This window comes from Microbispora sp. CSR-4 (assembly GCF_008033685.1).
Lineage (GTDB): Bacteria > Actinomycetota > Actinomycetes > Streptosporangiales > Streptosporangiaceae > Microbispora.
The window spans coordinates 598,006-622,086 of sequence record NZ_VJVX01000001.1; the positions used below are offsets into that span (position 1 = coordinate 598,006).

21 protein-coding genes and 1 riboswitch are annotated in these 24,081 nt (G+C 72.5%); of the genes, 8 read left to right on the top strand and 13 right to left on the bottom strand.

The window, feature by feature from the left end:
• Window positions 1-171: 171 nt before the first annotated feature.
• Window positions 172-1,122, bottom strand: a complete 951-nt coding sequence (locus FLV34_RS02795; protein WP_142644809.1) for an ABC transporter substrate-binding protein — start codon at window positions 1,120-1,122, stop codon at window positions 172-174.
• A 77-nt stretch (window positions 1,123-1,199) separates the two neighbouring features.
• Window positions 1,200-1,336: riboswitch (cobalamin riboswitch) on the bottom strand.
• Window positions 1,337-1,721: 385 nt separating this feature from the next.
• On the opposite strand from FLV34_RS02795, the gene FLV34_RS02800 reads away from it, so the two are divergent.
• Window positions 1,722-2,993, top strand: coding sequence for an acyltransferase (locus tag FLV34_RS02800; RefSeq protein ID WP_261985623.1), 1,272 nt, complete (start codon window positions 1,722-1,724; stop codon window positions 2,991-2,993).
• On the opposite strand, the gene FLV34_RS02805 is transcribed toward FLV34_RS02800, so the two are convergent.
• Entirely contained in the window at window positions 2,956-3,828 is an 873-nt protein-coding gene (locus FLV34_RS02805; protein ID WP_147942266.1) for a Gfo/Idh/MocA family protein, read from the bottom strand. The two genes, FLV34_RS02800 and FLV34_RS02805, sit on opposite strands and share 38 nt — an antisense overlap.
• 103 nt (window positions 3,829-3,931) lie before the next feature.
• On the opposite strand from FLV34_RS02805, the gene FLV34_RS02810 reads away from it, so the two are divergent.
• Window positions 3,932-4,510, top strand: a complete 579-nt coding sequence (locus tag FLV34_RS02810) for a histidine phosphatase family protein (protein WP_142644807.1) — start codon at window positions 3,932-3,934, stop codon at window positions 4,508-4,510.
• Window positions 4,511-4,551: 41 nt separating this feature from the next.
• On the opposite strand, the gene FLV34_RS02815 is transcribed toward FLV34_RS02810, so the two are convergent.
• From FLV34_RS02815 to FLV34_RS02825, 3 genes are all read right to left on the bottom strand, one after another.
• Complete coding sequence (locus FLV34_RS02815) at window positions 4,552-4,836, bottom strand: hypothetical protein (protein ID WP_147942267.1); 285 nt, start codon at window positions 4,834-4,836, stop codon at window positions 4,552-4,554.
• A gap of 171 nt (window positions 4,837-5,007) precedes the next feature.
• Window positions 5,008-5,241 carry a DUF397 domain-containing protein gene (locus FLV34_RS02820; protein WP_030508262.1) on the bottom strand — a complete coding sequence of 78 codons (234 nt, stop codon included), beginning with the start codon at window positions 5,239-5,241 and terminating at the stop codon, window positions 5,008-5,010.
• Entirely contained in the window at window positions 5,242-6,063 is an 822-nt protein-coding gene (locus FLV34_RS02825; protein WP_142645196.1) for a helix-turn-helix transcriptional regulator, read from the bottom strand.
• A 200-nt stretch (window positions 6,064-6,263) separates the two neighbouring features.
• Between FLV34_RS02825 and FLV34_RS02830 the strand changes: the two genes are divergently transcribed.
• On the top strand, window positions 6,264-6,773 hold the full coding sequence (locus FLV34_RS02830; protein WP_260616989.1) for an ATP-binding protein: 510 nt from the start codon (window positions 6,264-6,266) through the stop codon (window positions 6,771-6,773).
• 457 nt (window positions 6,774-7,230) lie between these two features.
• Entirely contained in the window at window positions 7,231-9,618 is a 2,388-nt protein-coding gene (locus FLV34_RS02835; RefSeq protein ID WP_147942268.1) for a helicase-associated domain-containing protein, read from the top strand.
• Window positions 9,619-9,639: 21 nt separating this feature from the next.
• On the opposite strand, the gene FLV34_RS02840 is transcribed toward FLV34_RS02835, so the two are convergent.
• Window positions 9,640-10,890, bottom strand: coding sequence for an ArgE/DapE family deacylase (locus FLV34_RS02840; RefSeq protein WP_147942269.1), 1,251 nt, complete (start codon window positions 10,888-10,890; stop codon window positions 9,640-9,642).
• 94 nt (window positions 10,891-10,984) lie between these two features.
• Between FLV34_RS02840 and FLV34_RS02845 the strand changes: the two genes are divergently transcribed.
• Complete coding sequence (locus FLV34_RS02845) at window positions 10,985-12,016, top strand: endonuclease/exonuclease/phosphatase family protein (protein WP_222709389.1); 1,032 nt, start codon at window positions 10,985-10,987, stop codon at window positions 12,014-12,016.
• A 90-nt stretch (window positions 12,017-12,106) separates the two neighbouring features.
• Here the strand turns inward: FLV34_RS02845 and FLV34_RS02850 are convergent, their stop codons facing one another.
• A complete protein-coding gene (locus FLV34_RS02850) occupies window positions 12,107-12,655 on the bottom strand; it encodes a DUF1349 domain-containing protein (protein WP_142644802.1) in 549 nt (182 codons plus the stop codon).
• 359 nt (window positions 12,656-13,014) lie between these two features.
• Here FLV34_RS02850 and FLV34_RS02855 point away from each other — a divergent pair, with 359 nt between their 5' ends.
• The 3 genes from FLV34_RS02855 to FLV34_RS02865 all read left to right on the top strand — a co-directional run bounded on the left by FLV34_RS02855 (window position 13,015) and on the right by FLV34_RS02865 (window position 15,305).
• Window positions 13,015-13,698 (top strand): hypothetical protein, encoded by a 684-nt coding sequence (locus FLV34_RS02855; protein ID WP_147942270.1) that lies wholly within the window; start codon window positions 13,015-13,017, stop codon window positions 13,696-13,698.
• Between the two features lie 62 nt (window positions 13,699-13,760).
• Window positions 13,761-14,081, top strand: a complete 321-nt coding sequence (locus tag FLV34_RS02860) for a co-chaperone GroES (protein WP_142644801.1) — start codon at window positions 13,761-13,763, stop codon at window positions 14,079-14,081.
• Between the two features lie 51 nt (window positions 14,082-14,132).
• Entirely contained in the window at window positions 14,133-15,305 is a 1,173-nt protein-coding gene (locus FLV34_RS02865) for a M20 family metallopeptidase (protein ID WP_147942271.1), read from the top strand.
• A 62-nt stretch (window positions 15,306-15,367) separates the two neighbouring features.
• Here FLV34_RS02865 and FLV34_RS02870 read toward each other — a convergent pair whose 3' ends face one another.
• From FLV34_RS02870 to FLV34_RS02895, 6 genes are all read right to left on the bottom strand, one after another.
• Entirely contained in the window at window positions 15,368-15,808 is a 441-nt protein-coding gene (locus FLV34_RS02870; protein WP_260616987.1) for a TIGR02611 family protein, read from the bottom strand.
• Between the two features lie 60 nt (window positions 15,809-15,868).
• Window positions 15,869-17,047 (bottom strand): acetate/propionate family kinase, encoded by a 1,179-nt coding sequence (locus FLV34_RS02875; RefSeq protein WP_147942272.1) that lies wholly within the window; start codon window positions 17,045-17,047, stop codon window positions 15,869-15,871.
• A gap of 113 nt (window positions 17,048-17,160) precedes the next feature.
• A complete protein-coding gene (gene pta / locus FLV34_RS02880) occupies window positions 17,161-19,218 on the bottom strand; it encodes a phosphate acetyltransferase (RefSeq protein ID WP_147942273.1) in 2,058 nt (685 codons plus the stop codon).
• A 115-nt stretch (window positions 19,219-19,333) separates the two neighbouring features.
• On the bottom strand, window positions 19,334-20,131 hold the full coding sequence (locus tag FLV34_RS02885) for a phosphotransferase (protein WP_221889842.1): 798 nt from the start codon (window positions 20,129-20,131) through the stop codon (window positions 19,334-19,336).
• Between the two features lie 97 nt (window positions 20,132-20,228).
• Window positions 20,229-20,843 (bottom strand): hypothetical protein, encoded by a 615-nt coding sequence (locus FLV34_RS02890; protein WP_147942274.1) that lies wholly within the window; start codon window positions 20,841-20,843, stop codon window positions 20,229-20,231.
• Window positions 20,844-21,198: 355 nt separating this feature from the next.
• Complete coding sequence (locus tag FLV34_RS02895) at window positions 21,199-23,949, bottom strand: cellulose-binding domain-containing protein (protein WP_147942275.1); 2,751 nt, start codon at window positions 23,947-23,949, stop codon at window positions 21,199-21,201.
• Between the last annotated feature and the right edge of the window lie 132 nt (window positions 23,950-24,081).

Consider the following 24,081-nt stretch of genomic DNA (forward strand, 5'->3'; position numbering starts at 1 on the left):
GGCACCGCGTCATCGGGCGCCGGGTCACCGGGCGTCGTGTCCCTGGGCGTCGTGTCACCGGGCACCATGCCACCGTGCCGTGTCACCAGAGGCCGTGTCACCAGAGGCCGTGTCAGCGGGCGTCGTACCACCAGGCGCCGCGCCGCCAGAGGCGTCCGCGTCGTCACCGGCTCAGCTCGCCGCCTTCTGCACGGCGTCGCTGACGGCCTGGGCGAGGTCGGCGACCCGGGGCCCCCAGCGGGAGGCGAGGTCGTCGTCCAGCCCCACCACGCGGCCCTTCTTCACGGCGGTCAGGCCGGACCAGCCCGGCCGCTTGGCCAGCGCGGCGGCGTCCTGCCCGCAGCACTTCGTGTCACCGAGGAAGATCAGGTCGGGGTCGGCCTTGGCGATGAACTCCGCCGACAGCTTGGGATAGCCGCCCGCCGCGTCCGGCGCCTCGTCGGCGATGTTCTTCAGCCCGAACAGGCTGTAGACCTGCCCGATGAACGTGCTCGACGTCGCCGCGTAGGGCGTGGTGTCCAGCTCGTGGTAGTACGTCAGCTCCTTGTCCTTCGGCGCCGCCGCCGCGAGGGCGTCGATCTTCTGCTTGACGCCGGTCGCCACCTCGTCGGCCTTGGCCGCGTTGCCGGTGGCCGCGCCGAGGTCCCGGATCTGGTCGTAGGTGTCGTCGAGCTTGGTCGCGGCGGGTTCGAGCAGCACCGGCACGCCGACCTTGCCGAGCCCGGTGACCACGCCCTCCAGGTCGTTGGCGAGCACCACGAGGTCGGGCTTGGTGGCGACGATCGCCTCGACATTGGGCTTGAACCCCGACAGCGAGGTCTTGGGCGCCTCGGGCGGGTAGTTCGACTGGTCGTCCACCGCCGTCACCTGCGCGCCCGCGCCGATCGCGAACAGGATCTCGGTGGCCGTCGGGGACAGCGACACGATGTGCTCGGGCTTCTTGGCGATGGTCACCGCGCCGTTGCCCGCCTGAACGGTGACGGGGAATGCGGCCTGACCGGTGCCGTCCGAGACGGCGGGGGTGGGGGTAGCGGACGTGGCGGCGCCGTCGCTCTGGCCGCAGCCGGCCAGAGCGAGCACGCCCAGCACCACACCCGCGACGGCCGTGCGTACGGGCCTCACGAGGTCCTCCATAAGGGGGAATGCCGGGAATCGAGGGACCCGCTGGAAGCGACGGATCACCCTTTTCCACGAGGGTCGATAGCGTCGGCGCGCAGCGCAGGCGACCTGGCTCGTCCCCGGGGGCGGGGAACCACAGTTGCGGGACAGCGCCGGATTCTCACCGGACTTCGCTACGCGGCGCGCGTCGGACGCAACGGTACCAATCCCTCACGCGGCGTCCACCCCCGGCCCGGGACCCCACCGCCCCGGGCGGACGGCGATCCACGCGCGCGGCCGTCGGCCTGGGCGTACGCGGGGTTGGTAGGGCCGGCCCTACCCCGGTGGTAGGGGGCCTCCCATGATCGGAAGTAGGGACCGCGTCGCTGCGCCGGGCGGGGGCGCGGCGGGACGCTTGAACCGCTCGCGAAGACCGGGCCCCAGGCCCCGGGCCACCGCAGCCCCCGAACCACCGCGACCTCGAACCACCCCGACCTCGAACCACCGCAACCCCGAACCACCGCAACCCCGAACCACCGCAACCCCGAACCACCGAGGCTTCGAGCCCCCACCGCCCGCGGAACGCCCCCGCGGCGGCCCCGAAACAGCGAAGGCGGCTTCTCGTGTCCCTGACCATGCTTCCCCCCGCAGCCGAGCGGGCCCCGGCCGCACCCGCGCCGCGCGACCGCTTCATCGACGTCCTGCGCGTCTTCGGGATGGTCCTGGTGGTCGTCCAGCACTGGACGATGCCGGTCCTGTCGTACGCCCAGGGGCGGCTCACGACCGGCAACGCCCTGGCGGCGATCCCGTACGTCACCTGGATCTCGCAGGTCATGCCACTGGTGTTCTTCACCGGGGGCGCGGCCAACGCGATCAGCTTCCGGTCCGCGGCTCGCCGGGGCGGGACGGCCCGGGAGTGGACCGCGCGGCGGGTACGCCGCCTGGCCTGGCCGGTGGTGCCGCTGGCGGTCGTGTGGCTGCCGCTCCCCCACCTCCTGACGGCCCTGGGCGTGCCCGCGCAGCCGGTGGAGGTGGCCGCGCGGACGGTCGGGCAGCTCCTGTGGTTCCTGGCGGTCTACCTGCTGGCCGTGGTGACCACGCCGCGCCTGCTGCGGATGCGGGCCGGGGTGGTCCTGCCAGTGCTGGCGGGCGGCGCGGTGCTGACGGACGTGGTCCGGTTCTCCGGCCTGGAGGCCGCCGGTTATCTCAACGTCGCCTTCGTCTGGCTGGCCGTCCACCAGGTCGGGTTCCGGTACGCCGAAGGCGGCCTGGAGTGGCTGAGGGGACGGCGGGCCGCGGGGCTCGCGGTGGCCGGGTTCGCGATGGTGGCGGCCCTGGTGGCGACCGGGCCCTACCCCTCCAGCATGATCGGGATGCCGGGGATGATCTCGAACATGGCCCCGCCGAGCGCCTGCCTGCTCGCACTGTTCGCCGGTCAGCTCGGCCTGGCGATGCTGCTGCGCCCCGCCGTGAACGCGCTGGCCGCCCGGCCGGTGGCCGAGAGGGTGCTCACCGCGCTCGCGCCGCACATGATGACGATCTACCTGTGGCACATGACCGCGCTCGTCGCCGTCGCCGGTGTGGCGGTCATCGGGCTCGGGCTGACGCCCACCGCCGGCTCGGCGGCCTGGTGGAGCGCCGCCCCGCCGTGCCTGGCCGCCCTGGCGCTGGTGCTGGTCGGGCTCACCGCGCTGCTCGGCCGCTTCGAGAACCCCGCGGGCGCCGCCGCCCACCGGCACGTGCCCGTGGCCGTACCCCTCATGGGCGGCGCGCTGCTCACGCTCACCATCACCGGGTTCGCGCCCGGCCCCGCGCCGGTGATCGCCTCCGTCGCCCTGGGCGCGGGCCTCGCCCTGGTCAGCCGGCCCGCAGCTGCCGCTCCACGTCGTCGATGATCTCCTGCATGCGCAGTCCGTGGCGGGCGTCGAGCGGATGCCCGCCGCCGTCGCGCACGGTGCTCGCGAACTGCCGCACCACCTCGGGGAAGACGTCGCCGAGCTCGGAGCCGAGCAGCGAGGCGGTGCCGAGCCTGCCGTACACGTCGACACGGCTGGGCGGGGTCTCCCCCTCGACGGCCATGCTGAGCGACGCCTCGCTGACCGCGCCGCCCTCGTGCTCCAGCAGCAGGCCGACCCAGCCGAGCGGGTCGCCGTGGGCCTTGACCCCGACCACGCGGCCCAGCGCGGCGTCGAGCAGGTCGATCGTGTGCGGGCCCACGTCGAGCACCGCCCCGCGCTCCAGCCGCCAGGGGGTGGCGAAGGGGCCGCCGCGCAGGCTTCCCGAGATGTTCGCGGCGTGCCCGCCGAAGGGCTCGATCCGCCGGGCCCGCTCCAGGAAGCCGGCCGTCGCCGCCGAATAGCGGAACGTGAAGAGCATCTGGGAGGCGACGCCCGCCTCCTCGATCGCCCCGGCGAGGCGCCGGGCGCCGTCGAGGTCGGCCGCGAGCGGCTTCTCCAGCAGCAGGGCCTTTCCCGCCCGGGCCGCGAGCACGCCGAGTTCGGCCTGCACGGTGGGCGGCACGCAAAAGGCGACCGCCTCCGACGCCGCGAACAGGTCCTCCAGCCGCTCGAAGGCGGGCGCGCCGTGGGCGTCCGCCAGCGCTCGCGCCGCCTCGGGCCTGCGCGCCCACACTCCGGACAGCGTCGTGTGCGGCCCGGCCGCGAGAGCGGGCGCGTGCACCATCTCCGCCCACGGTCCCGCACCGACGACTCCCACCCGCACCGGCTCCATGTGGCGCCCCCTTTCCCGCGGGGACCCTACTGCAGGCCGCGGGCGGGTGGTCAAGGGGGCCCGTCGCGGGTGAAATCGGACGTACGGGCAAGATGGACGCTCTATGAACGTCATCCTGTTGAGGCACGGCGAGACCGAGTGGAGCAGGGCCGGGCGGCACACGGGCCGCACCGACCTGCCGCTGACACCCCACGGCGAGGAGCAGGCACGGGCGCTGTCCCGCCTGGTGGCGGGCCGGTCCTTCGCGCTGGTCCTCGTCAGTCCCGCACAGCGGGCCCGCCGTACGGCCGAGCTGGCCGGCGCCGGGCGGTACGAGGTGGACCCGAACCTGTGGGAGTGGGACTACGGCGGCTACGAGGGCATCACCACCGCCGAGATCCGCCGGTCACGCCCCGGCTGGTACGTCTGGCGCGACGGCGTGATCCCGGGAGACGAGGCGCACCCGGGCGAGACCGTGGAGCACGTCGGGGAACGGGCGGACAAGGTGCTCGCCCGGATCCGCCCGGCGGACGGGGACGTGCTGGTCGTCGCGCACGCCCACATGCTGCGTGTGCTGGCGGCCCGCTGGCTGTCGCTGCCCGCCGATCACGGCAGGCTCTTCCGGCTCGACACCGGGACGTACTCCGTCCTCGGCCACGAGCACGACGAGCCCGTCCTGCTCCACTGGAATGTGCCGGCCTGACGACGCGACGGCCCGAGTCACGCGCACCCGGGACCCGGGCGTCACGCAGCGTCCACCTGGGCGACCTGCTGGGGCTGCGGACCTCGGCCGGTGAGCCATTCCAGGACCTTGCGGTGGCCGCGCCGGGCGTCTTCGAAGTGCCCCCCCCGCCAGTACCTGGGCTGCTCCCGTACCCCGGTGACCCACGTCCGGTAGGCCACCGACCTCGGCTGCCCGTTCGCCGGGTCGGCCGGCGCGGCGACTCCGTAGGTGCGGATCACCACGCGGCCTCCGGGTGCGAACAGCACGTCGTCGGCCACCGGGTAGAGAGTCATCTGGTCCAGCACTGGGTCCCCCTTGTGAGCTTTCTTGAGGACCCACTCTGCCGGATCCGTGTTACGCCTCCCGCGTCGTGACGTTACACGCGTGAGACACGGGTGAACGCGGGGCCGTCCCCGGAGCCGGTCGGACCATTCCGATCACACCAGTCGATCACACGAGTCGGTCACACCAGTCGATCACACCAGGAGGCCGTCGAACTCGCCGTCCTTGACCCCGAGCACCAGGGCTCGTATCTCGTCGCGTGTGTAGATGAGGGCCGGCCCGTCGGGATAGCGGGAGTTCCGGACGGCCACGCTGCCGTCGGGAAGCTCGGCCAGCTCCACGCAGTTGCCGGTCGAGTTGCTGTGGGCGCTTTTCCGCCAGGTGACCCCGGCGATGTCGGTTGCGGGCATCCCGTTATATGCGTGCATTTATGTCTCTCTGAGAAGTTCGCCGAGGATCTCGGCAGTGCCGCCGGGCGTGGTGCTCTCCACGCACAGCTGCTCCATGGCCGTGAGGTAGGGATCGATGTCCTCACGTTTGTCCAGGTAGAGCGCACCCCAGAGCTGCTCGACGTAGACCACGTCCGAAAGGTCGGACTCCGGGAAGCGGAGGATGGTGAACGCGCCTCCCTCGGCCGCGTGCATCCCATAGCGGAGGGGCATCACCTGAAGGGTGATGTTCGGCAGCGTGGACACCTCCAGCAGATGCTGGAGCTGTTCCCGCATCGTCGCACTCCCTCCGATGGGCCGCCTGAGCGCCGCCTCGTCGATGACGGCCCACAGCCGGGGGCCGTCCTTGCGCGTGAGCCGTTCCTGCCGCTGCAGCCGCAGATGGACGCGCTGTTCGAGCTCGTCCTCCGTGGCGTCCGGATAACCGAGCATGATCACCGAGCGGGCGTACTCCGCCGTCTGCAGCAGGCCGGGCACGAACTGCACCTCGTAGGTGCGGATCACGCTGGCGGCCTCCTCCAGGCCGATGTAGGTGACGAACCAGTTCGGCAGCACCTCGCCGAACTTGTGCCACCACCCCGGCGTGTTCGCCTCGCGGACCATCTCCAGCAGGCCACGCCGCTCGGCGTCGTCGTGGACGCCGTACAGCGTGAGGAGGTCTTCGACGTCACGTGTTTTGAACCCGACCCGGCCGAGCTCCATCCGGCTGATCTTCGACTCCGAGGCACGGATGTGGAATCCGGCGACCTCACGGGTCAAGCCCCGTTGCTCACGCAGCCGGCGCAGGCTCGCGCCGAGCATGATGCGCCGGACGGTGGAACCGGATCCGGGCGGATCTATGGACACGTGCTATTCCTCCGCTTTGTGGACTGGTTCACAGTCTGTCAAAGATCGCCCCCTTCGTCCCAGTGGTGTTCGGGGGTAACCGTAGCGCGTGCACAACACGCTTGCACGTGCATTCGCTCTTGCACATGCACGGGAGTGTCCATCATCATGATCCCGTGCAGTCCACGAACCTGACTCGTGGCCAGAACCAGTGGTCGGCGCTCGACTGGTGGCCTCCCATCGGCTGGTGGCCGGAGCCGGCACGCGATCTCCTCGAACCCGGGTCGGCCACCGCCAGCGCCACCTTCGTCCTGCCACCCCGTGCGGAATCGGTTCACTCGGCGCGCAGCTTCGCCGCGGGGACCCTCGCGGGCTGGCAGCTGGCCGACCTGCTCGACGGGATGGAACTGGTCGTCTCGGAACTGGTCACCAACGCCCTGCGGCACGGCATGACGCTCGGCGACGGCCGCGTGCGAGAGGCCATGCGACTGTCGCTGATCCGGCGGGGAGGGCTCGTGACCTGCGCGATCACCGACCCCGGGTCGTCCGCGCCGGTGCTGCGGGATCCCACGCCCTTCGAGCCGGGCGGCCTCGGGCTGCACATCGTGGAATCGCTGAGCGTGTGCTGGGGATGGTGCCCGCTCGTCCCGCAGGGCAAGGCGGTGTGGGCCGTACTGGCGGCCTGACCACCGGCCCGCGGGCGGACGGCGGGGCCACGCGCTTCGCCGTAGGTCCCGGCCGTCCCGGGCCAGAAGCACCGGCCGGACCAGGAGCGCCGGCCGGAGCGGGAGTTCCGGCCCTCCCGCCCGGGGTGCCGGAAAACCTAACCAGATCGCCAGATCTACCTATCGCCGGTCATGGTCCGCCGGCCGAAGAGCGCTCCCGTGCAGCCCGGAATGCATGGGAGCGCCCTCCGGCCGGCGGCCCGGATTCTCCGGAACCGCCCCTGAGGCCGGGCGCGGCGCGCGATGATGGGCTGAGCGCGGGCCGTGACGGCCCGGCGGCGTGCTCGTTCCCCAGCGATCGGCGGAGAAATATCGTGATCTCGGGATCCGTGACTTTGCGCTCTTTGTTCGCCCACGGACCCCGGCAAGACGGTGATCTGCACTACGGTGGCTTCCTGGGACTCCCGAGAGATCTACGATGGACGATCACCTAATCGGCTGGCTGACCAGTCTTGACGAAGACAGGCTCGCCCGCGTGCTGGCCAACCGGCCGGACGCGATCGCCGCGCCGTGGCCCCGGCGCCTGGACGCTCTCGCGCAGCGTCTGACCGACACCTTCGCCGTCATGGAGGTCATGCGCGGCCTCCCCCTCCCCCCGCTCGAACTCCTGCAGGCGTGCCTGGTCATCGGCGGCCGTCCGACGGAGGACGAGCTGGCCCGGTTCCTCGGGGTGAGCACCTCGGCGGTGATCCCCTGGCTCGACCACCTCTACGACCACGCCGTCGCCTGGCCCGGCCGCGACGGCAGGATCACCGTGGCCGACGCCGTCGCCCGCTGGTGGACCGCGCCCTGCGGCCTGGGCGAGCCGCTCGGCGCGTACCTCGACTCCTGGAAGCTCAGCACCGACGCGCTGCGCCGCATGTGCCGCGTGCTCGACCTGTCCCCGCACGGCGGCAGGCGCCAGGTGATCGCCCGGATCACCGCGCTGCTCGGCGACTGCGAGCGCCTGGGCGCGCTGCTCGACGACGCCCCCGACGGCACGCTCGGCATGCTCGACGACTTCGCCTGGGACGGCCCGGTCCGCAGCGTGAACGGCAACCGGTTCATCACCCCGGGCACGCCGGAGAAGTGGGCCCTCGACCGCGGCCTGCTCTTCCGCACCCAGTGGGACCTGGCGGAGATGCCCCGCGAGGTCGCGCTCGCGCTGCGCGGGCCCGACTACCGCGGGCCGTTCACGCCCTACCCGCCCGACCTGGCCACGGCCGAGGCGGACGCCGACGGCGTCGAGCACGCGATGTGCCTGGCCGCGCCGCACGTGCTCGACCGGGCCACGGCGCTGCTGGAGAACATCGACAAGACGCCGCTGCCGCTGCTCAAGAACGGCGGGGTCGGCGTGCGGGAGATCAAGCGCCTGGCCAGGGAGACCGGCTGCGCCGAGGACGAGACCCGGCTGCTGCTCGAGGTCTGCGCGGTCGCCCGGCTGATCGCGATCGACGAGGAGGCGGGCGGGCTGACGCCGGCCGCCCGCTACGACGCGTGGCGGCTGGAGGAGGCGCCCATGCGGCTGCGCGTCCTGCTGGCCGCGTGGTGGCGGATGGAGCGCTCGTCGCTGCGCCGGGTGGACGGCCGCCACCCCGCCGCGCTCGGCGACGACCCGGCCGGCGAGACGATCGCCAGGATCCGGTGGGCCCTGTTCGCTGCGCTCGCCGAGATCCCGGAGGGCAGGGCCTTCGCGACGCTGCCGGAGCTCGTGCAGCGGGTGCACTGGCGCGCCCCGCTGCTCGACCGCGAACTGCTGGACGGCTGCGCGGCGGCCGTGCTCGACGAGGCACGCCTGCTGGGGCTCGTGGCCTGCGACACGCTCACCGCCCTGGGCCGGGCACTGGCCCCGCTCGCGGCCGTGGCCGGGGACGAGACGCGCGAATGCGTGCCCGAGGTCGAGCACGACCCCGCGCTGGCGAAGGCCGCCACACACGCCATGGCGAGCGCCCAGCGCACCGCCCTGTTCGGCGCCGATCTCACCGCCGTGGTCACCGGCCCGCCGTCGGTCGAGCTCGCCGCGCTGCTCGACCGCGCCGCCGACCGCGAGTCGCAGGGCACGGCGTCGGTCTGGCGGTTCAGCCCCGCGAGCGTACGGCGGGCCCTGGACGGCGGGGACACGGCCGACACGCTCATCGCCGACCTGTCGGAGGCCGGCACGCTCCCCCAGCCGCTGACCTACCTGATCAGGGACGTGGCGCGACGGCACGGCGAGGTCACGGTGTCGTCGGTCGGCTGCATCGTCCAGGGCTCCGACCCCGCGCTGCTCGCCGAGATCGCCGCGCACCGCAAACTGGCCAAGCTGGGCCTGCGGCTGCTGGCGCCGACCGTGCTCGCGGGCGCGACGCCCGCCGCGGCCACGCTGGCCGCGCTCAGGGAGGCGGGCTACGCCCCGGTGCCGGTGGACGACACCGGGGAGATCACCGTCCGGCGCGAGCCGCAGGGCGGGCGGCTGATCCTCCTGCCCGGCGGGCGGGTCGCCGAGCTCGAACCGTCAGGACCGCTGCTGGAGCCCCCACCTGACCCGCGTGAGCACGCCAGACGGCTGCTGGTCAGCGGCGGCCCGGTGGCGGCGGCGGCGCAGCCCCGCCAGACGTGGGCCGTCATCGGGCGCATGGCGACCCGGCTGCCCGCGGCGCAGCAGTCGCTGCTCGGCTTCGTCGTGGACCGCGACGTCCGCGCCATGATCACGCTGGCCGACGGGGTCACCGCCACGGTCAGCCACGGCGAGCTGCGCAGCGGCGTGCTCGACGCGTGGTGCGAGGAGGCCGGCGACTACCTGGAGTTCCCGCTCAACGAGATCGCCTCGGTCACCGCCGACTGCTGACTCACCATCAGCGAACGACGGTCAGCGGACGCCGCAGCGGCGCAGGACCAGCAGGGCGAGAGCGCGGGTGACATCATGAAGCTCCCGCAGGTCGACCTGCTCCCGCGGGGCGTGCGCGAACCTCACGTCGCCCGGCCCGTAGTGCAGGGTCGGCACGCCCGCCGCCGCGTACAGGCGCAGGTCGCTCCCGTACGGCGCGGCGGTGCGGCCCGGCCGCGCCCCGGTCACGTCGGCCACCGCCCGGGCCGCCTCCTCCGCCAGCGGGTGTCCCTCGGGCAGCCGGCCGCTGGCGAACTGCCCGCCCGGCCAGGTGACGCGCACGGGGTTGTCCCGCAGCCAGGGGTCGTCCAGGTCGGCGAGGGCGCGCTCCAGGGCGGCGCGGGCGGCGGCCGGGTCCTCGTCGAGCCGCACGCCCAGCCGTCCCTCGGCCACGAGCAGGTCGGGCACCGTGCTCGCCCAGTCGCCCGCGCGCACGGTGCCGATCTCGATCGGGTACGGCAGCGGGTTGCCCGCGAACAGAGAATCGGGATCGGCGTTGCGCTCGCGTTCGAGCCGCCGGACGGCCTGGAGCACCGGTATGAACGCCTCGACGGCGTTGACCCCCTCATAGCGGGTGGCGCCGTGCGCGGCCCGGCCGGCGACCTCCAGGCGGAAGGTCAGCGCCCCGGCGTTGGCGGTGATCAGCTTCCCGCTCGTCGGCTCGGTGATCACGGCCGCCTCCCCGGTGTGGCCCCTGGCCAGGGTGGCGAACGCGCCGAGCCCGCCGTCCTCCTCGCTGACCACGCAGTGGACGGCCAGGGGGCGCGCGAGCCGCACCCCGGTCGCACGCAGCGCGCGCACCACGGCGAGGTTGGCGGCCAGACCGGCCTTCATGTCGCAGGCGCCCCGGCCGTGCAGGGTGGTCGCGGTGAGGCGGGCGCCGAAGGGGTCCTGCCCCTCCCACTTGGCCGGGTCGCCGATCGGCACGACGTCGGCGTGCCCCTGGAGGATCAGCGCGGGCGTGCCCTCGCCCTCGGTGACGCCGACGACGCCGTATCCCTCGGCGCGCTCCGCCTCCGTGCCGGGGAACCCCTCGCGGGAGCGGAGATCGTCGAGGTCGAGCTTCCACATGTCGACGTCGAGGCCCCATTCGGTGAGCATGCGGGCACATCTGTCCTGCAGGTCCGACTCGGCGTCGGTGCCGGTGACGCTCGGCACCCGCACCAGGTCGGCCAGCAGGCGCACGGTCTCCGCCTCGTCGACGGCGTCCAGGACTCTCGCTTCGACATCCATGGCGGAGACTGTACGGCCTGCCACCGCCCGGCGTGGAGCCCAGGAATGCACGTGCAGTCCGTCGTACGGTGGATCTTTCGGGAAGGAGTCCGGGATGGGGAGACTGACAGCCGGCTGGGTGGGGCGCCCGGGGGTCTGGCGCGGCCTGATCGCGTGGCCGTTGGTCGCCCCGTTCGCGCTGTGGGCCGTGCTGCGGCTCGTGCCCGGCGACGTCCATTTCCGGTGGGTGCAGCTGGTGGCGTTCACGCCGTACGTCGCCCTCGCCTCGGTCGTCGCGCCACTGGTCGCGCTGCTCGTGCGGCGTCCGGCGGCGCTGGTCGCGGGCCTCGTGGTCACCGCGACGCTCGCGGCCTGCGTGCTGCCGCGCGCGCTGTCGGACGCGTCCGCGCGCGCCTCGGCCGGCCCCGGCGTGCGGGCGGCCGGGGACGCCGGCCCGGCCCTGCGGATCCTGTCGGCCAACCTGCTCTACGGCTCGGTGCCGCCCGCCGCGCTCGTAGACCTCGTGCGGCGGCTGCGCCCCGACGTCCTGACGCTGCAGGAGCTGACCCCGCAGGCGTCGGCGGGCCTGCGTGCGGCGGGCCTGCGCACGCTCCTGCCGTACGGGGACGACCGGGCCGAGGAGGGCGCCAGCGGCTCCGGGCTCTTCACCCGGTTTCCCCTGCGGCCGGAGGAGCTCACGACGGTGAACGGCCGCCGGCAGGCGGCGGGGATCATCGACGTGCCCGGCGCCGGGCCCGTCTCCATCGTGTCCGTGCACCCGTGCGCGCCGCGCTATGCGTCCCGGTTCAGGTGCTGGTCGAGGTCGCTCGCCTCGCTGCCCGCCCCGGGCGAGACCGTACGGATCCTGTCGGGCGACTTCAACGCGACGCTCGACCACGCCCCGGTCCGGCGCCTGCTCGACGCGGGCTACCGGGACGCGGCCGACGCGACCGGCAAGGGCCTGGCCGGCACCTGGCCCTACCGGAGGTCGTCGGACTTCGGCGGCCTGCCGGTGCCGCCCGTCACCATCGACCACGTGCTCGTGGACCCGCGCGTCGCGGTGCGGGCGTTCGGCGTCCACCGGCTGCCGGCGACCGACCACCGGGCGATCTTCGCCGAGCTGGTGCTGCCCACGACCACGACTTAGGCCCCGGGCCCGTTCGGACGGGGGAAGGCGAACCGCGGCTCCGCCCCGGACCACCACACCCCGATCGCGAACGCCGCCGCGGCCTCGGGGCTACCTGAGCGACACGCGGGTGAAGCGGGTCTCGAAGCCCTTGCCCACCGGGGCGGCGCACATGACCCCGGCGAGGGCCGGCGTGTCCGGCGGGAAGTAGGCCAGGCGCAGCAGGTGGTCCGGCTCCGCGCCGTTCACGCCGTATCGGACGGTCACGGCGTCGCCCGCTCGTTCGAGGTCGAACGTCGCGGAGACGAGCCCGGCGGGCGCGGGCGTGACCGACCAGTCGGAGAAGCCGCGGGTGACGACGACGCTGAGCTGGTGGCCGCCGTCGACGAACTCGACCCCCGCCTTGATCCAGTTCTGCTCGTCGATCCGCAGCACGGCCCCGGCCTGGTCGTACTGCTCGGCGTAGCCGGCCTCGAACGTCACGGTCAGCCGCGCGTCCCCGGCGACCTGGCGGCCGAACATGTGGGCGGTGTCGTACGAGTAGCCGTAGTGCGTCTGCTGCCACAGGTCGGTCTGGGCGCGCGCTACGGCCCGCAGGCCGTCCCCGGACTGCGACCATTCGGCGGGCTCGTTGATCCACGTGAAGCCGTCGAACGCCATGCCGCCCCCTTGCCGCCGCTTTGACCGATCGTGCCATCAGAGCGCTCGGCAAGGCCCTACGTCAAGGACGATCTACGTGCCTTTTAGATCGATTTGTCCACTTTACTCACTCTTTCCTTATACTCGTGCCTCACATCACCTTTGCCCCTATAAATCCCGTACATCGCAAAACCGTCGTATCCCCTTCCCCAGGGAACGCGCGGCCCCGCTACCGGAGCCTCCCCCCTCCTTCCGAGGGCTGCTCCGCCATCCGCGGGCGCGCGTACGGAGCCCGCCGGCCAGCCGGGCCTCCTCGGCGACGCGAGGCCCCGCTCCCCCGAGGGCCGCCCCGCGATCGAGACGAAAGGAACCTCATGCGCATGCGAGCCCGTCAGGTGATCATCATGGCGATGACCGGAACCACCTTCGTCGCCTGCACGGCCGCCGCCGCGGACGCCTCGGTGATCCCTCAGGCTCCCTCCCCCGCGCCGGTCCCTCCGACGGTGCCCACCGCCTCCGCGGACGCCGCCCGCCCGGTCCTCGGCAACCTGGCCTTTCTGGGCGCGGCGTTCAACGCGGCCCTCCGCTCGGCGTACGCCAAGACGGCGCCCGCCAAGACGGCGCAAGCGAAGACGGCGCAAGCGAAGACGGCGCAAGCGAAGACGGCGCAAGCGAAGACGACGCCCGCCAAGACGAAGAAGGCCGCCTCCATGCCCTCCGGCGTCGCCACCGCCACGTCCTTCTGGGACGCCCAGACCGCGTCGGGCAGGCCGATGCGCTACCGGACCATCGCCAGCCCCTACTGGCCCCTCGGCACCAGGGTGCGGATCACGTACAAGAAGAAGAGCGCGATCGGCGTCGTCGACGACTTCGGCCCGACCGAGTGGGCCGTCGCCCAGCACGACATCCCGGCGATCGTCGACGTGTCCGAGAGGATGATGGCCGACCTGACGGGCGTCGCCTCCAACACCGTCCACGTACGGTTCCAGGTGCTGAAGTGGGGCAAGGGCGGCGTCTACCGCCACTCGGGAACGGGATACAAGCTGGCCATGGGCCACCGCTGAGCCCCCGCAGGGGGTGCACCTCCGATGACGGCGCCCGGGTCCGCTGCGCGTAAACTGCGAGCGTGGCTGACCCGAAGTTCGAGATCCAGATGCTCCACGACCGCGTGATGGTCAGGGTTCAGCGGGACTCCGAGGAGCGGCGCAGCAGCGCGGGCATCGTCATCCCGGCCACGGTCAAGATGGCCAACCGGCTCGTCTGGGGCGAGGTGTGCGGCGCGGGCGCCAACGTCAGGTCGGTCAAGGCCGGCGACAAGGTCCTGTTCAACCCTGAGGACCAGTACGAGGTCGAGGTCCAGGGCCAGCTCTACCTGGTGCTGCGCGAGCGCGACCTGCACGCCGTGGCGACACAGCAGACCGACCACGGCACCGGCCTCTACCTCTGACCTCACGGCCTCCGTCTCCGCCCTTCCGCCCGCTCCGCGCCAAGGTGAGCCATGACCCTTCAGGATGACCTCGTCGAGCTTCGCCGCGCGCTGCACCGGGAGCCGGAGATCGGCCTCGACCTGCCCCGCACGCAGGAGAAGGTGCTCGCGGCGCTCGACGGCCTGCCCCTGGAGATCACCACCGGCCAGCGTCTGTCATCGGTGACCGCGGTCCTGCGCGGCGGCCCCCCCGGCCCCGCCGTACTGCTGCGCGCCGACATGGACGCGCTGCCGGTGCAGGAGAAGACCGACGTGCCCTACCGGTCGCGGTTCGACGGCCGCATGCACGCCTGCGGCCACGACCTGCACACGGCCATGCTGGTGGGGGCCGCCCGCCTGCTCACCGAGCGCCGCGCCGACCTCGCCGGAGACGTGGTGCTGATGTTCCAGCCGGGCGAGGAGGGCGACGAGGGCGCCCGGCTGATGATCGAGGAGGGCGTGCTCGACGCGGCCGGGGCCAGGGCCGTCGCGGCGTACGGCATGCACGTCTTCGCCACGACGATCCCGCGCGGGCTGTTCCTGACCAGGGGCGGGCCCGTGCTGGCCGCGGCCGACACGCTGACCGTGACCGTGCGCGGCAGAGGCGGCCACGGGTCCTCGCCGCACCGCGCCCTCGACCCGATCCCCGCCGCCTGCGAGATCGTGACGGCCCTGCAGACCCACGTGACCCGCGGCTACGACGTGTTCGACCCGGTCGTGGTGACGGTGGGCAGCTTCCACGCCGGCACCACCGACAACGTGATCCCGGACGAGGCCGTCTTCGAGGCCACCGTACGCACCTTCTCGGCCGGCGCGCGCGACCGCGTCAGGGAGGGCCTGGTCAGGCTCGCCCGCGGCATCGGCGAGGCGCACGGCCTCACCGTCGAGTGCGCGTTCGGCATCGGCTATCCGGTGACGGTGAACGATGACGCCGAGGCGGAGTTCGCCGCCCACACGGTGCGGGAGACCCTCGGTGAGGACCGCTACTTCCCGCTGCCCACCCCGGCGACCGGCTCGGAGGACTTCTCGTACGTGCTGGAGCGGGTGCCGGGGGCGTTCCTCGTGGTCGGCGCCTGCCCGCCCGGCCGCGATCTCGCCACCGCCCCGGCCAACCACTCGGCGGAGGCGGAGTTCGACGACGCCATCCTGTCCGACGGCGCGACGCTGCTCACCGAGCTCGCGATCCGCAGGCTGGCCCGCGCCTGACGGTCAGGCCGGAAGGTCGCGAGCCTCGTGGATCAGGCCGGCACCGGTGAGGTCGGCACCGATCACAGCGACAACGGGGGCCGGACCAGGAACTCGCGGGCCTCGTGGATCAGGTCGATCCCGAAGGTCAGCCGGATCGACGCCCAGACGATGGCCGCGGCGATGAGCAGGGTGAGCGCGCCCGCGATGATGCGGACGAACCAGTTCTGCCGCTTCAGCCAGCCGGTCGCCGCCATGACCTTGTCCTTGGCGAACGCCAGCAGCCGCGACGCCCAGGTGAACTCCGTGGCCAGCACGGCGAGCCCGGCGAAGACCACCAGCCAGCCCGGCCCCGGGAACGGCACCATGATCAGACCGGTGACCACGAGCGCGGTCCCGATCACCCCGACGACGATCCGCAGCGTCAGCCGGCCCGCGGGAGTCGCGCGGATCCGGTCGAGTCTGCCCGGCCGATCGGCGGTCTCCTCGTGTCCACCCGTACGACTGTCCTCAGCCGTCGCCACACGGCTCACCCCCATTCGCTGCCAACGATAACCAGCGCGCGACCGCGGCGATCGGCGGGTTCACGCGCCCCCGAGGCAGGCGGCGGTCTGCTCGGCGATCTCCAGTTCTTCGTTGGTGGGCACCACCAGCACCGCCACCTCGGCGCCCTCCGGTGAGACCACCCTCGCCTCCGCCGACTCGGCGGTGTTGCGATCGGGATCGACCTCGATGCCGAGCCTGGTGAGCCCGGTCGTCGCGAGCGCGCGGACCCGGGGGCTGTTCTCCCCCCCCCCGCCGGTGAAAACGAGGGCGTCCACGTGGCCGAGCGCCGCACAGTAGGCCCCGATGTAGGCCCGCACGCGGTAGCCGTAGACGTCGAGCGCGAGCCGGGCGTCCGCGTCGCCCGAGTCGGCCAGCCGCCACACCTCCCGCATGTCGTTGGCGCCGCACATGCCGAGCAGGCCGCTCTCCTTGTTGAGCGCCGCGTCGACACTGGCGAGATCCATGCCCGCGACCCGGCCGAGGTAAGCCCCCAGAGCCGGGTCGACATCCCCGGAACGGGTGCCCATCACCAGCCCGGCGAGCGGGGTGATTCCCATCGAGGTGTCCACGCTGCGCCCGCCGCGCACCGCCGTCGCGCTCGCGCCGTTGCCGAGGTGCAGCACGATCGAGTTCACCTCGTCGTACGGCCGGCCGAGCAGCGCCGCCGCCCTCCGGGAGACGTACGCCGTGGAGGTGCCGTGGAAGCCGTAGCGGCGCACCCCCAGCTTGCGGGTCCACTCGCGGGGGACGGCATAGGTGTACGCGTGCGGCGGGATCGTGCTGTGGAAGGCGGTGTCGAAGACGGCGACGTGCGGCAGGCCGGGAAAGGCCCGCCGGGCGACCCGGATGCCCTCCAGGTTGGCCGGGTTGTGCAGCGGCGCCAGCGGCGCCATCTCCTCGATGGCCCGCTCGACCTCGTCGTCGATCAGCACCGGCGTGACGAACCGGCTGCCGCCGTGGACGACCCGATGCCCCACGGCGGTCACGCCGTCGAGCGGCGGCCCGTGCTCGGCGAAGGCCGCGAGCACCGCCTTGAGCCCCTCCTCGTGGTCGGCCACCCGGCGCTCGGTCCGCACGCCGTCGTGGGTGAGCACGCTCTCGTCCTCGGCGATGCGCTCGATCACCCCACCGGCCACGGCCCGCCGCGACCCCATGTCGATGAGGCGGTATTTGATGGACGACGACCCCGTGTTGAGGACGAGGACCTGCCCGCTCACTCCGCCTCCCATCGCGCCTGCGCGCTCACCGTGTCTCCTCCCGCGCCTGCGCGCTCACCCTGCACCTTCTCCGCGCCCGCGCGCTCATTGCTCTTCCCGTCGCGCGTGGGCGCTCATTGTGTCTCCCCGTACGCCTGCGCCTGGATGGCCGTGATCGCGACGGTGTTGACGATGTCGCCCACGGTCGCGCCGCGCGACAGGTCGTTGACCGGCTTGCGCAGGCCCTGCAGGACCGGCCCGATCGCGACCGCCCCGGCGCTGCGCTGCACGGCCTTGTAGAGGTTGTTGCCCGTGTTGAGGTCGGGCACCACGAACACCGTCGCCCGCCCGGCCACCGCGCTGCCGGGCATCTTGGTCCGCGCCACGCTCGGCTCGGCCGCGGCGTCGTACTGGATCGGACCCTCGACGGGCAGGTCCGGCCGCAGCTCGCGCACCCGCGCGGTGGCCTCGCGCACCTTGTCCACCTCGGGCCCCGCGCCGGACTCGCCGGTCGAGTACGACAGCATGGCCACGCGCGGCTCGACCCCGAACCTCGCGGCCGTGGCGGCCGACGAGATCGCGATGTCGGCGAGCTGGGCGGCCGTGGGATCGGGCACCACGGCGCAGTCGCCGTAGACGAGAACGCGGTCGGCCAGGCACATGAAGAACACGCTGGACACGACGCCGACGCCCGGCGAGGTCTTGATGATCTCGAACGACGGCCTGATCGTGTGGGCGGTGGTGTGGGCGGCGCCCGAGACCATGCCGTCGGCCAGCCCGAGGTGGACCATCATCGTGCCGAAGTAGGAGACGTCGGTGACGATGTCGCGGGCCTGCCCGACGGTCACGCCCTTGTGCGCGCGCAGCCGGGCGTACTCCTCGGCGAACAGCTCGCGCAGCTCGGGGTCGAACGGGCTGACCACGCGGGCGCCGTCGACGGCCAGGCCCATCGTGGCCGCCGCCAGCCGGATCTCGCGCTCGTCGCCCAGCAGGGTCAGCTCGGCGACCCCCCGGCGCAGCAGGCTGTCGGCGGCGCGCAGGATCCGCGGCTCGGCGCCCTCCGGCAGCACGATGTGCCTGCGGTCGGCGCGGGCGCGGTCCAGCAGGTCGTACTCGAACATGAGCGGGGTGATCGCGGCGGCCTTGGTGACCTGCAGGCTGCGCAGCAGCGCCGCGCCGTCGACGTGCTCGGCGAAGACCCCGAGCGCGGTGTCGATCTTGCCCTTGGCGTCCGGGCTGAACCGGCCCTCGGCCTTCGACAGCTTGGTCGCGGTCTCGAACGTGCCGCCGCCGGTCGTGATGATCGGCAGCCGGATGTCCATGCCCTTCAGGAGGCGGACGACGGCGTCCGGCAGCTCCAGCCCGCCGTTGAGGATGATCGCCGACAGGGCGGGGAACGTGGGGGCCTTGTGCGCCGCCAGCAGCCCCGGCACCAGCGCGGCGGCGCGGTCGGCGGGGACGACGACCGCCAGGCCCTCGGTGAGGCGCTCCAGGATGTTCGGCAGCGACATCGCGCCGATCATCAGCCCGCCCGTCTCCCGGCCGAGCTGGTCGGCGTCGCCCATGAACAGCTCGCCGTCGCAGGCGGCCATCAGGTCGCTGACCGTCGGCGCGGACAGCCGCCGCACCTCCGGCAGGACGTACGCGGGGACGCGGGCGGCCACCTCGTCCACCAGGCCGGGGGCGACCCGCGTGACGACCGTGGCCAGCTCGGTGGCGTGCCGCTCGGCCAGCTCCTTGCGCGACATCTCGACCGCCGCGGCGATCTCGTCGGGGGTGCGGTCGAGCCCGGTGACCACGTTCATCACCGGCGTGCCGAGGTTGGCGGCGAGCTCGGCGTTGAACACGAACTCGGTGGGCGCGCCCACGTCGGTGTAGTCGGTGCCGATCACCACGACCGCGTCGCACCGCCCGGCGAGCGCCCGATAACGGGCCAGGATCTCCCCCGCCGCGCGCTCCTCGTCGGCGTGCACCTCCTCGTAGGTGACGCCGGTGCACATGGCGTACGGCAGGCCGATCCCGAAACGGCTGCGCGCGGTGTTGACCAGGCTGTCCTCGCGGCCCGACCGGACGACCGGCCGGAACACGCCGACAGTGCCCACCTGGCGGGTCAGCAGTTCGATCATGCCGAGGGCGATCGTGCCCTTGTTGCTCCTCGCGTCGCCGGCCGCGACGTAAACCCCGATCGCCATTCGCGCAGTCACCCCTGTCCAGGCGCGGCCCGACGGCCCGCCCTGGAAAGGCTATGCGACGGGCCCCACGGACATACCAGTCGAAGGTCACATCCATAGGGCCTTTTCCCACCCGTCACGCGGTCTCACAGGCTCGACGGGGAAGGCGGGCGAGGACGCCCCCGAGCCCGCTGCGCACCGTGTCCGGGTCACCGGTGTCGAGGCCGTACGTGACCTCGTGCCACGGGCCGAGCCGATGCCACAGCAGTGCCCGTTCGACGAGATCCGGCGCGGCGCCGTACTCCGCCGCGACGGCCCGGGCGAACAGCGGCGGGGCGCCGTGGAGCGCCCACGCCAGGTCGAGCGCCGGATCGCCGACGTGCGCGTCGCCGAAGTCGATGACGCCGCTCACCACGCCGTTCCGCGCCAGCACATGCTCGGGCCCCAGGTCCCCGTGGACCAGGGCATCGGCAGGCGACGCGGCCACGGCATCCAGCAAGGCCCAGGCGGCCCCTCTCCGGTCGTCCGGCAGGAGCGGCATCACGCGGATGCCGAAGTCTTCCAGCGTCGCCGCCCGATCCCGCAGCGCTTCCCGTGCCGACGGCGCGCCACGCCGTACGGCCTGCGCCGGGCCGGTCGCGTGCAGAGCCCGCAGGAACGCGCCCAGCGTCCGTCCGCCCGCGGCGTCGAAGGCCGCGAGCGGCTCACCGGCGACCATCTCGTGCCGTACGACCAACGGCTCCTGTCGAAGCACGTGAGGGATCGGGACGGGCAACGGCAGCCGTTGTGCGAGCCACGGCATCAGGCGGGTCTCCATGAGCAGCCGCGCGGCGACCTCCGGCCGCCTGGGACGGCGCTCCACCCACCGCCCATCGACCGACCGCGCCTGACTGTCCCAGCCCGTCCCGCCCCACTCCTCCGACAGTCCCGTCACCACTCCACTAGATCACCTTCACGTCGCCCCAGCCCAGCCCTTTTCCGCCCCGACCCCGGCTTCGGGGGATGAGCGGTCATGCCGCGCTCAGCTCGTCTCACGCGAGCCGGTCGAGCTCGTCCGCTCGCCGGAGGTCCTTGGGGCGGCCCAGGGCCCGCCGCATCCGGATGAGGTCTTCCCGGGACACGTAGTGAACCTCCAGGCCGCCCGGGCCGTACGCGGTGACCGCCCTGCCGAGGATCTCCCGGACATTCAGGTCGCCCCAGGGGAGGTCGGGAGTGCAGCAGTCGCCGCTTGCTCCGGGCGCGGTGAACTGCACCTTGGGGCGGAGCAGAGCCTCCGGACGAGTCGCCAAGGGGACGCCCGTTTCGTCGGTGAGCCGGGCGTCGAGGGAGATGAAGGCGGCCGCCAGGGCCGGGGCGCGGACCGGCTCGCCGTCCCAGAGGAGGTCCAGATCGCCGGTCAGCTCGGCGGACCCGTGCATGATGCCGGCGACCTGCCCGATCACCACGGCTCGGACGTCGTGGCGATGCAGGGCTTCGAGCAGGGGAAACGGATCGAATCCGAGGGCGCCGTCCGTGCCGATCGTGCCGACGTCGTCGTCGGCGTTCTCGTGGCCCAGGCCGGTGCTCACCCGCTTGAGGGCGAGTTCACGCGTGCGCCGGGCGGCGGCGCGCAGTCGTTCCAGTGGTTCGCCGATCATCCCGTTCATGCAACACCCGGCCGCGCCCAGGGCGCACGCCAATTTTCTCTGAGCACAATCGGTCGCCCGCATCAGGCTATATGAACGTCACTCACAGTGACATATGGAGCGGTCTTCCCAGGTATGCTTCCAGACGCCGCCCCCTGCGAGGGGGAGAGGAAGTGAGCCCGGGCTTACCGCCGGAATTGACGGGAACCCGGGCTTCGCGTTGTCCGGGTCATTCCCGGTCATGCGCTCGCCCTGCAGCAGGCTCCACGAGTAGTCGTCCCCCGCCTCTGTTCTTGCGAGGACGGGACGAGGCACTGAGGGACCGTACGGATGCGCTGGTGAGGGGGCGCATCCGTACGGCCGTTGGGGTGCTACCTCACGAGGCGGTGCAGGTCACGGGCGACGGGACGGCGTTGGTGCCGTTCCAGCTCGCCTGGAACCCGAACGTGGTGGACGCCCCGGCGCCGACCGAGCCGTTGTAGCTCACGTTGGTGACGGTGACGTTCGCCCCGGACTGGCTGACCGTGCCGTTCCAGAGCTGGCTGATCGTCTGGCCGTTCGCGAAGGCCCACTTGACGCTCCAGCCGCTGATCGAGGAGCCGCCGGTGTTGGTCACCGTGACCTCGCCCTGGAAGCCGCCCGGCCACTGGTTGACCACCGTGTACGTCGCCGAGCACGCCTTGCCGCCCGACGGGCTCGCCGAGGGCGACGGGCTCGGGGACGGGCTGCGCGACGGCGACGCAGAGGGGCTCGGCGACGGCGACGGCGACGTCGACGGAGAGGCCGAGGGGCTCGGCGACGGCGACCTCGTCGGAGACGCGGACGGCGACGGCGACGGTGATGGGGTGGAGCCGCCGGTGCGGTCGCCGTAGATGATGCCCCGGCCGTTCGTGCCGAGATAGACCCGGCCGTAGATCCGCGGGTCGCCGGTCAGGGCCTCGCCCATGTTGCCGTACTGGTGCTGGTCGTCGTTGATGCGCACCCAGCTCGCGCCGGTGTCGTCGGACCGGAACAGGCCCTGCACGCCGTCCACGGTCCCGGCGAGGTAGAGCGCCTGGTAGCTCTTGCCGGGCGCCGCCTTGCCGAAGCCGATGTTGATCGAGCTGCTGACGTTGGACAGCTTGGTGAACGAGGCGCCCGAGTCGGTGGAGTGCCACAGGCCGCCCTCGCCGGCGAGCCAGATGTCGCCCTCCTTGCCGGGCAGCGCCTTGAAGTGCACGCCGGTGGTGGGCAGCCCGCTCGCCGCGGTGGCGCTGAAGCTCGCGCCGCCGTTGGTGCTCACGTAGAACCTGCCGTTCGAGAAGGCGTAGAACTTCTGCGCGTTCACGCGGTCGGACTCGACGATCGCGCCTGCCGGGACGCCGCTGGAGGCGGTCCAGCTGTTGCCGAAGCCGACGGAGTAGACGACCTGGATGCCGGGGTCGCCGGGGGCCCAGACGAAGCGGCTGCCGTCGGCCGCCGCCGCGACCGTGCCGCCGTTGTTGATCCCGCCCGGCTCGGTGCCCTGGAACCAGTTGGCCCCGCCGTCGGTGGAGAACGCCACGTGGCTGTCGTTCGGGCGGTCGGAGTCGGTGAAGTTGCCGGCCCGCACCATCACGCTCGGGTTGGTCTCGGCGTAGTCGAGCGAGGTGCCGGAGGTGAAGACGGGCTGGGTGAACATCGAGGACGGCACGGCGTCGAGGTTGGTGTGCCGGAAGCCGCCGAGGTCGCCGAGCGCGCTGATCAGCGGGGCGCCGCTCGGCGGGCTGATCAGGTCGAGCACGGCGGTCTCCTCCAGGCCCTTCACCATCGGCTTGATGGTGAACTGGCCGCCCGAGTCCCACTTGGTGAGGTCGGTGGTGCCGTAGATCGTCGCGCCGGTGCCGTACATCATCCGGTCGGAGTCGAACGGGTCGATCTCCACCGACTCGTTCATCCAGCCGAGCTTGGGCGTGACCTCGGGCGGCTGGGGGTTCGTGCCGAAGGTCAGCCACGGAGCGGCGGAGATGTCCATCTTGTAGCGGAAGCTGCGGTTCGGGTAGGAGGTCCAGTCCCAGATGCGGGTCCAGTTCGCGCCGCTGTCGGTGCTCCTGAAGAAGATCGCGTCGGGCCACCAGGAGACCTGGGTGGCGACCATGATCGTGCCGGGGTGCTGGCGGTCGATGGTCAGGCCGCTGTAGCCGAAGTAGTCGTCGCCGCTGCTCGACGGGATCGGGCTGATCTGGGTCCAGGTGCCGGTGGCGGTGGCGTAGCGCCACACGTCGCCCTTGGCGCCGTCGTACGGGCCGCCGGTGTCGCTGGTGGCGATGTAGAGGTAGCCGTTGGTCGTGTCGAGCACGCCCTTGTGGGCGATGTAGCCGGTGGGCTGGCCGGCGACCCGCTCCCACGAGGTGCCGCCGTTGGTGGTGCGATAGACGGTGTTGCTCTTGTCGGCCACGCCCACGTAGATCGTCTGGGTGGCGTTGCCCGACGTGCCGGTCCGCTTGTCGAAGGTCACCCAGACGACGCCCTGGTTGTCGCCGTTGTAGGCGTCACCGGGGCTGGCGACGTAGTTGCCGACGTTGGGGAAGTTCGTCACCTTCGACCAGGTGGCGCCGGAGTCGGTGCTCCGCCACAGGCCGTTGCCGCTGGGCGCGCCGAAGTAGAGGATGCTGTTCTTGTTCGGGTCCACCGCGAGGCGCTCGCCCATGCCACGGCCGGGCATGTTGCCGCCCAGCTTGAACGGCAGCGGGCTCACCTGCCAGGTGTCGCCCTTGTTCGACGAGCGCAGGATCGCGCCGTTGTTGGGGTCCCAGCTGTTGGTGTACATGCCGACGGCGGCGTACACCTTGTTGGCGTCCACCGGGTCGGGGGCGATGCTTACGACGCCGTTGTAGCCCCAGTTGGACCAGCCGACCCAGTCGAGCAGCGGCGTCCACGTCTGGGAGGACTGGTTCCAGCGGTACGCGCCGCCGATGTCGGTGCGGGCGTAGATGAGGTCCTTCTGGGCCTGGCTGAACACGATGCCGGGGACGAAGCCTCCACCGGCGATCTGCACGTTCTTGAACGTGTACGGGTCGGCGGCCACGGCCGACACGGGGCTCATTCTGATCACGGCCGTGACCAGGGCCACGGCGGCGACCACGAGCATGGATGCGAATCTTCGCATGGACGGTTTTCCCTCCGAGCACGGACAACCGGCCATGCACGATCAGGTGGGGACCCTGACCGTCCTTCTCCCACGTGCATGGAAATCTGAAGGGAAGAGTCACATACCAGCGGAAGCGCCGTCAATAGTTTG

Bases quoted from the DNA above. Each gene is read 5' to 3' on its own strand.
- FLV34_RS02805 (WP_147942266.1), bottom strand. From the start codon at position 3,828: ATGGAGCCGGTGCGGGTGGGAGTCGTCGGTGCGGGACCGTGGGCGGAG.
- FLV34_RS02810 (WP_142644807.1), top strand. From the start codon at position 3,932: ATGAACGTCATCCTGTTGAGGCACGGCGAGACCGAGTGGAGCAGGGCC.
- FLV34_RS02820 (WP_030508262.1), bottom strand. From the start codon at position 5,241: ATGCACGCATATAACGGGATGCCCGCAACCGACATCGCCGGGGTCACC.
- FLV34_RS02825 (WP_142645196.1), bottom strand. From the start codon at position 6,063: ATGCTCGGCGCGAGCCTGCGCCGGCTGCGTGAGCAACGGGGCTTGACC.
- FLV34_RS02835 (WP_147942268.1), top strand. From the start codon at position 7,231: ATGGACGATCACCTAATCGGCTGGCTGACCAGTCTTGACGAAGACAGG.
- FLV34_RS02840 (WP_147942269.1), bottom strand. From the start codon at position 10,890: ATGGATGTCGAAGCGAGAGTCCTGGACGCCGTCGACGAGGCGGAGACC.
- FLV34_RS02845 (WP_222709389.1), top strand. From the start codon at position 10,985: ATGGGGAGACTGACAGCCGGCTGGGTGGGGCGCCCGGGGGTCTGGCGC.
- FLV34_RS02850 (WP_142644802.1), bottom strand. From the start codon at position 12,655: ATGGCGTTCGACGGCTTCACGTGGATCAACGAGCCCGCCGAATGGTCG.
- FLV34_RS02855 (WP_147942270.1), top strand. From the start codon at position 13,015: ATGCGAGCCCGTCAGGTGATCATCATGGCGATGACCGGAACCACCTTC.
- FLV34_RS02865 (WP_147942271.1), top strand. From the start codon at position 14,133: ATGACCCTTCAGGATGACCTCGTCGAGCTTCGCCGCGCGCTGCACCGG.
- pta (WP_147942273.1), bottom strand. From the start codon at position 19,218: ATGGCGATCGGGGTTTACGTCGCGGCCGGCGACGCGAGGAGCAACAAG.
- FLV34_RS02890 (WP_147942274.1), bottom strand. From the start codon at position 20,843: ATGAACGGGATGATCGGCGAACCACTGGAACGACTGCGCGCCGCCGCC.
- FLV34_RS02895 (WP_147942275.1), bottom strand. From the start codon at position 23,949: ATGCGAAGATTCGCATCCATGCTCGTGGTCGCCGCCGTGGCCCTGGTC.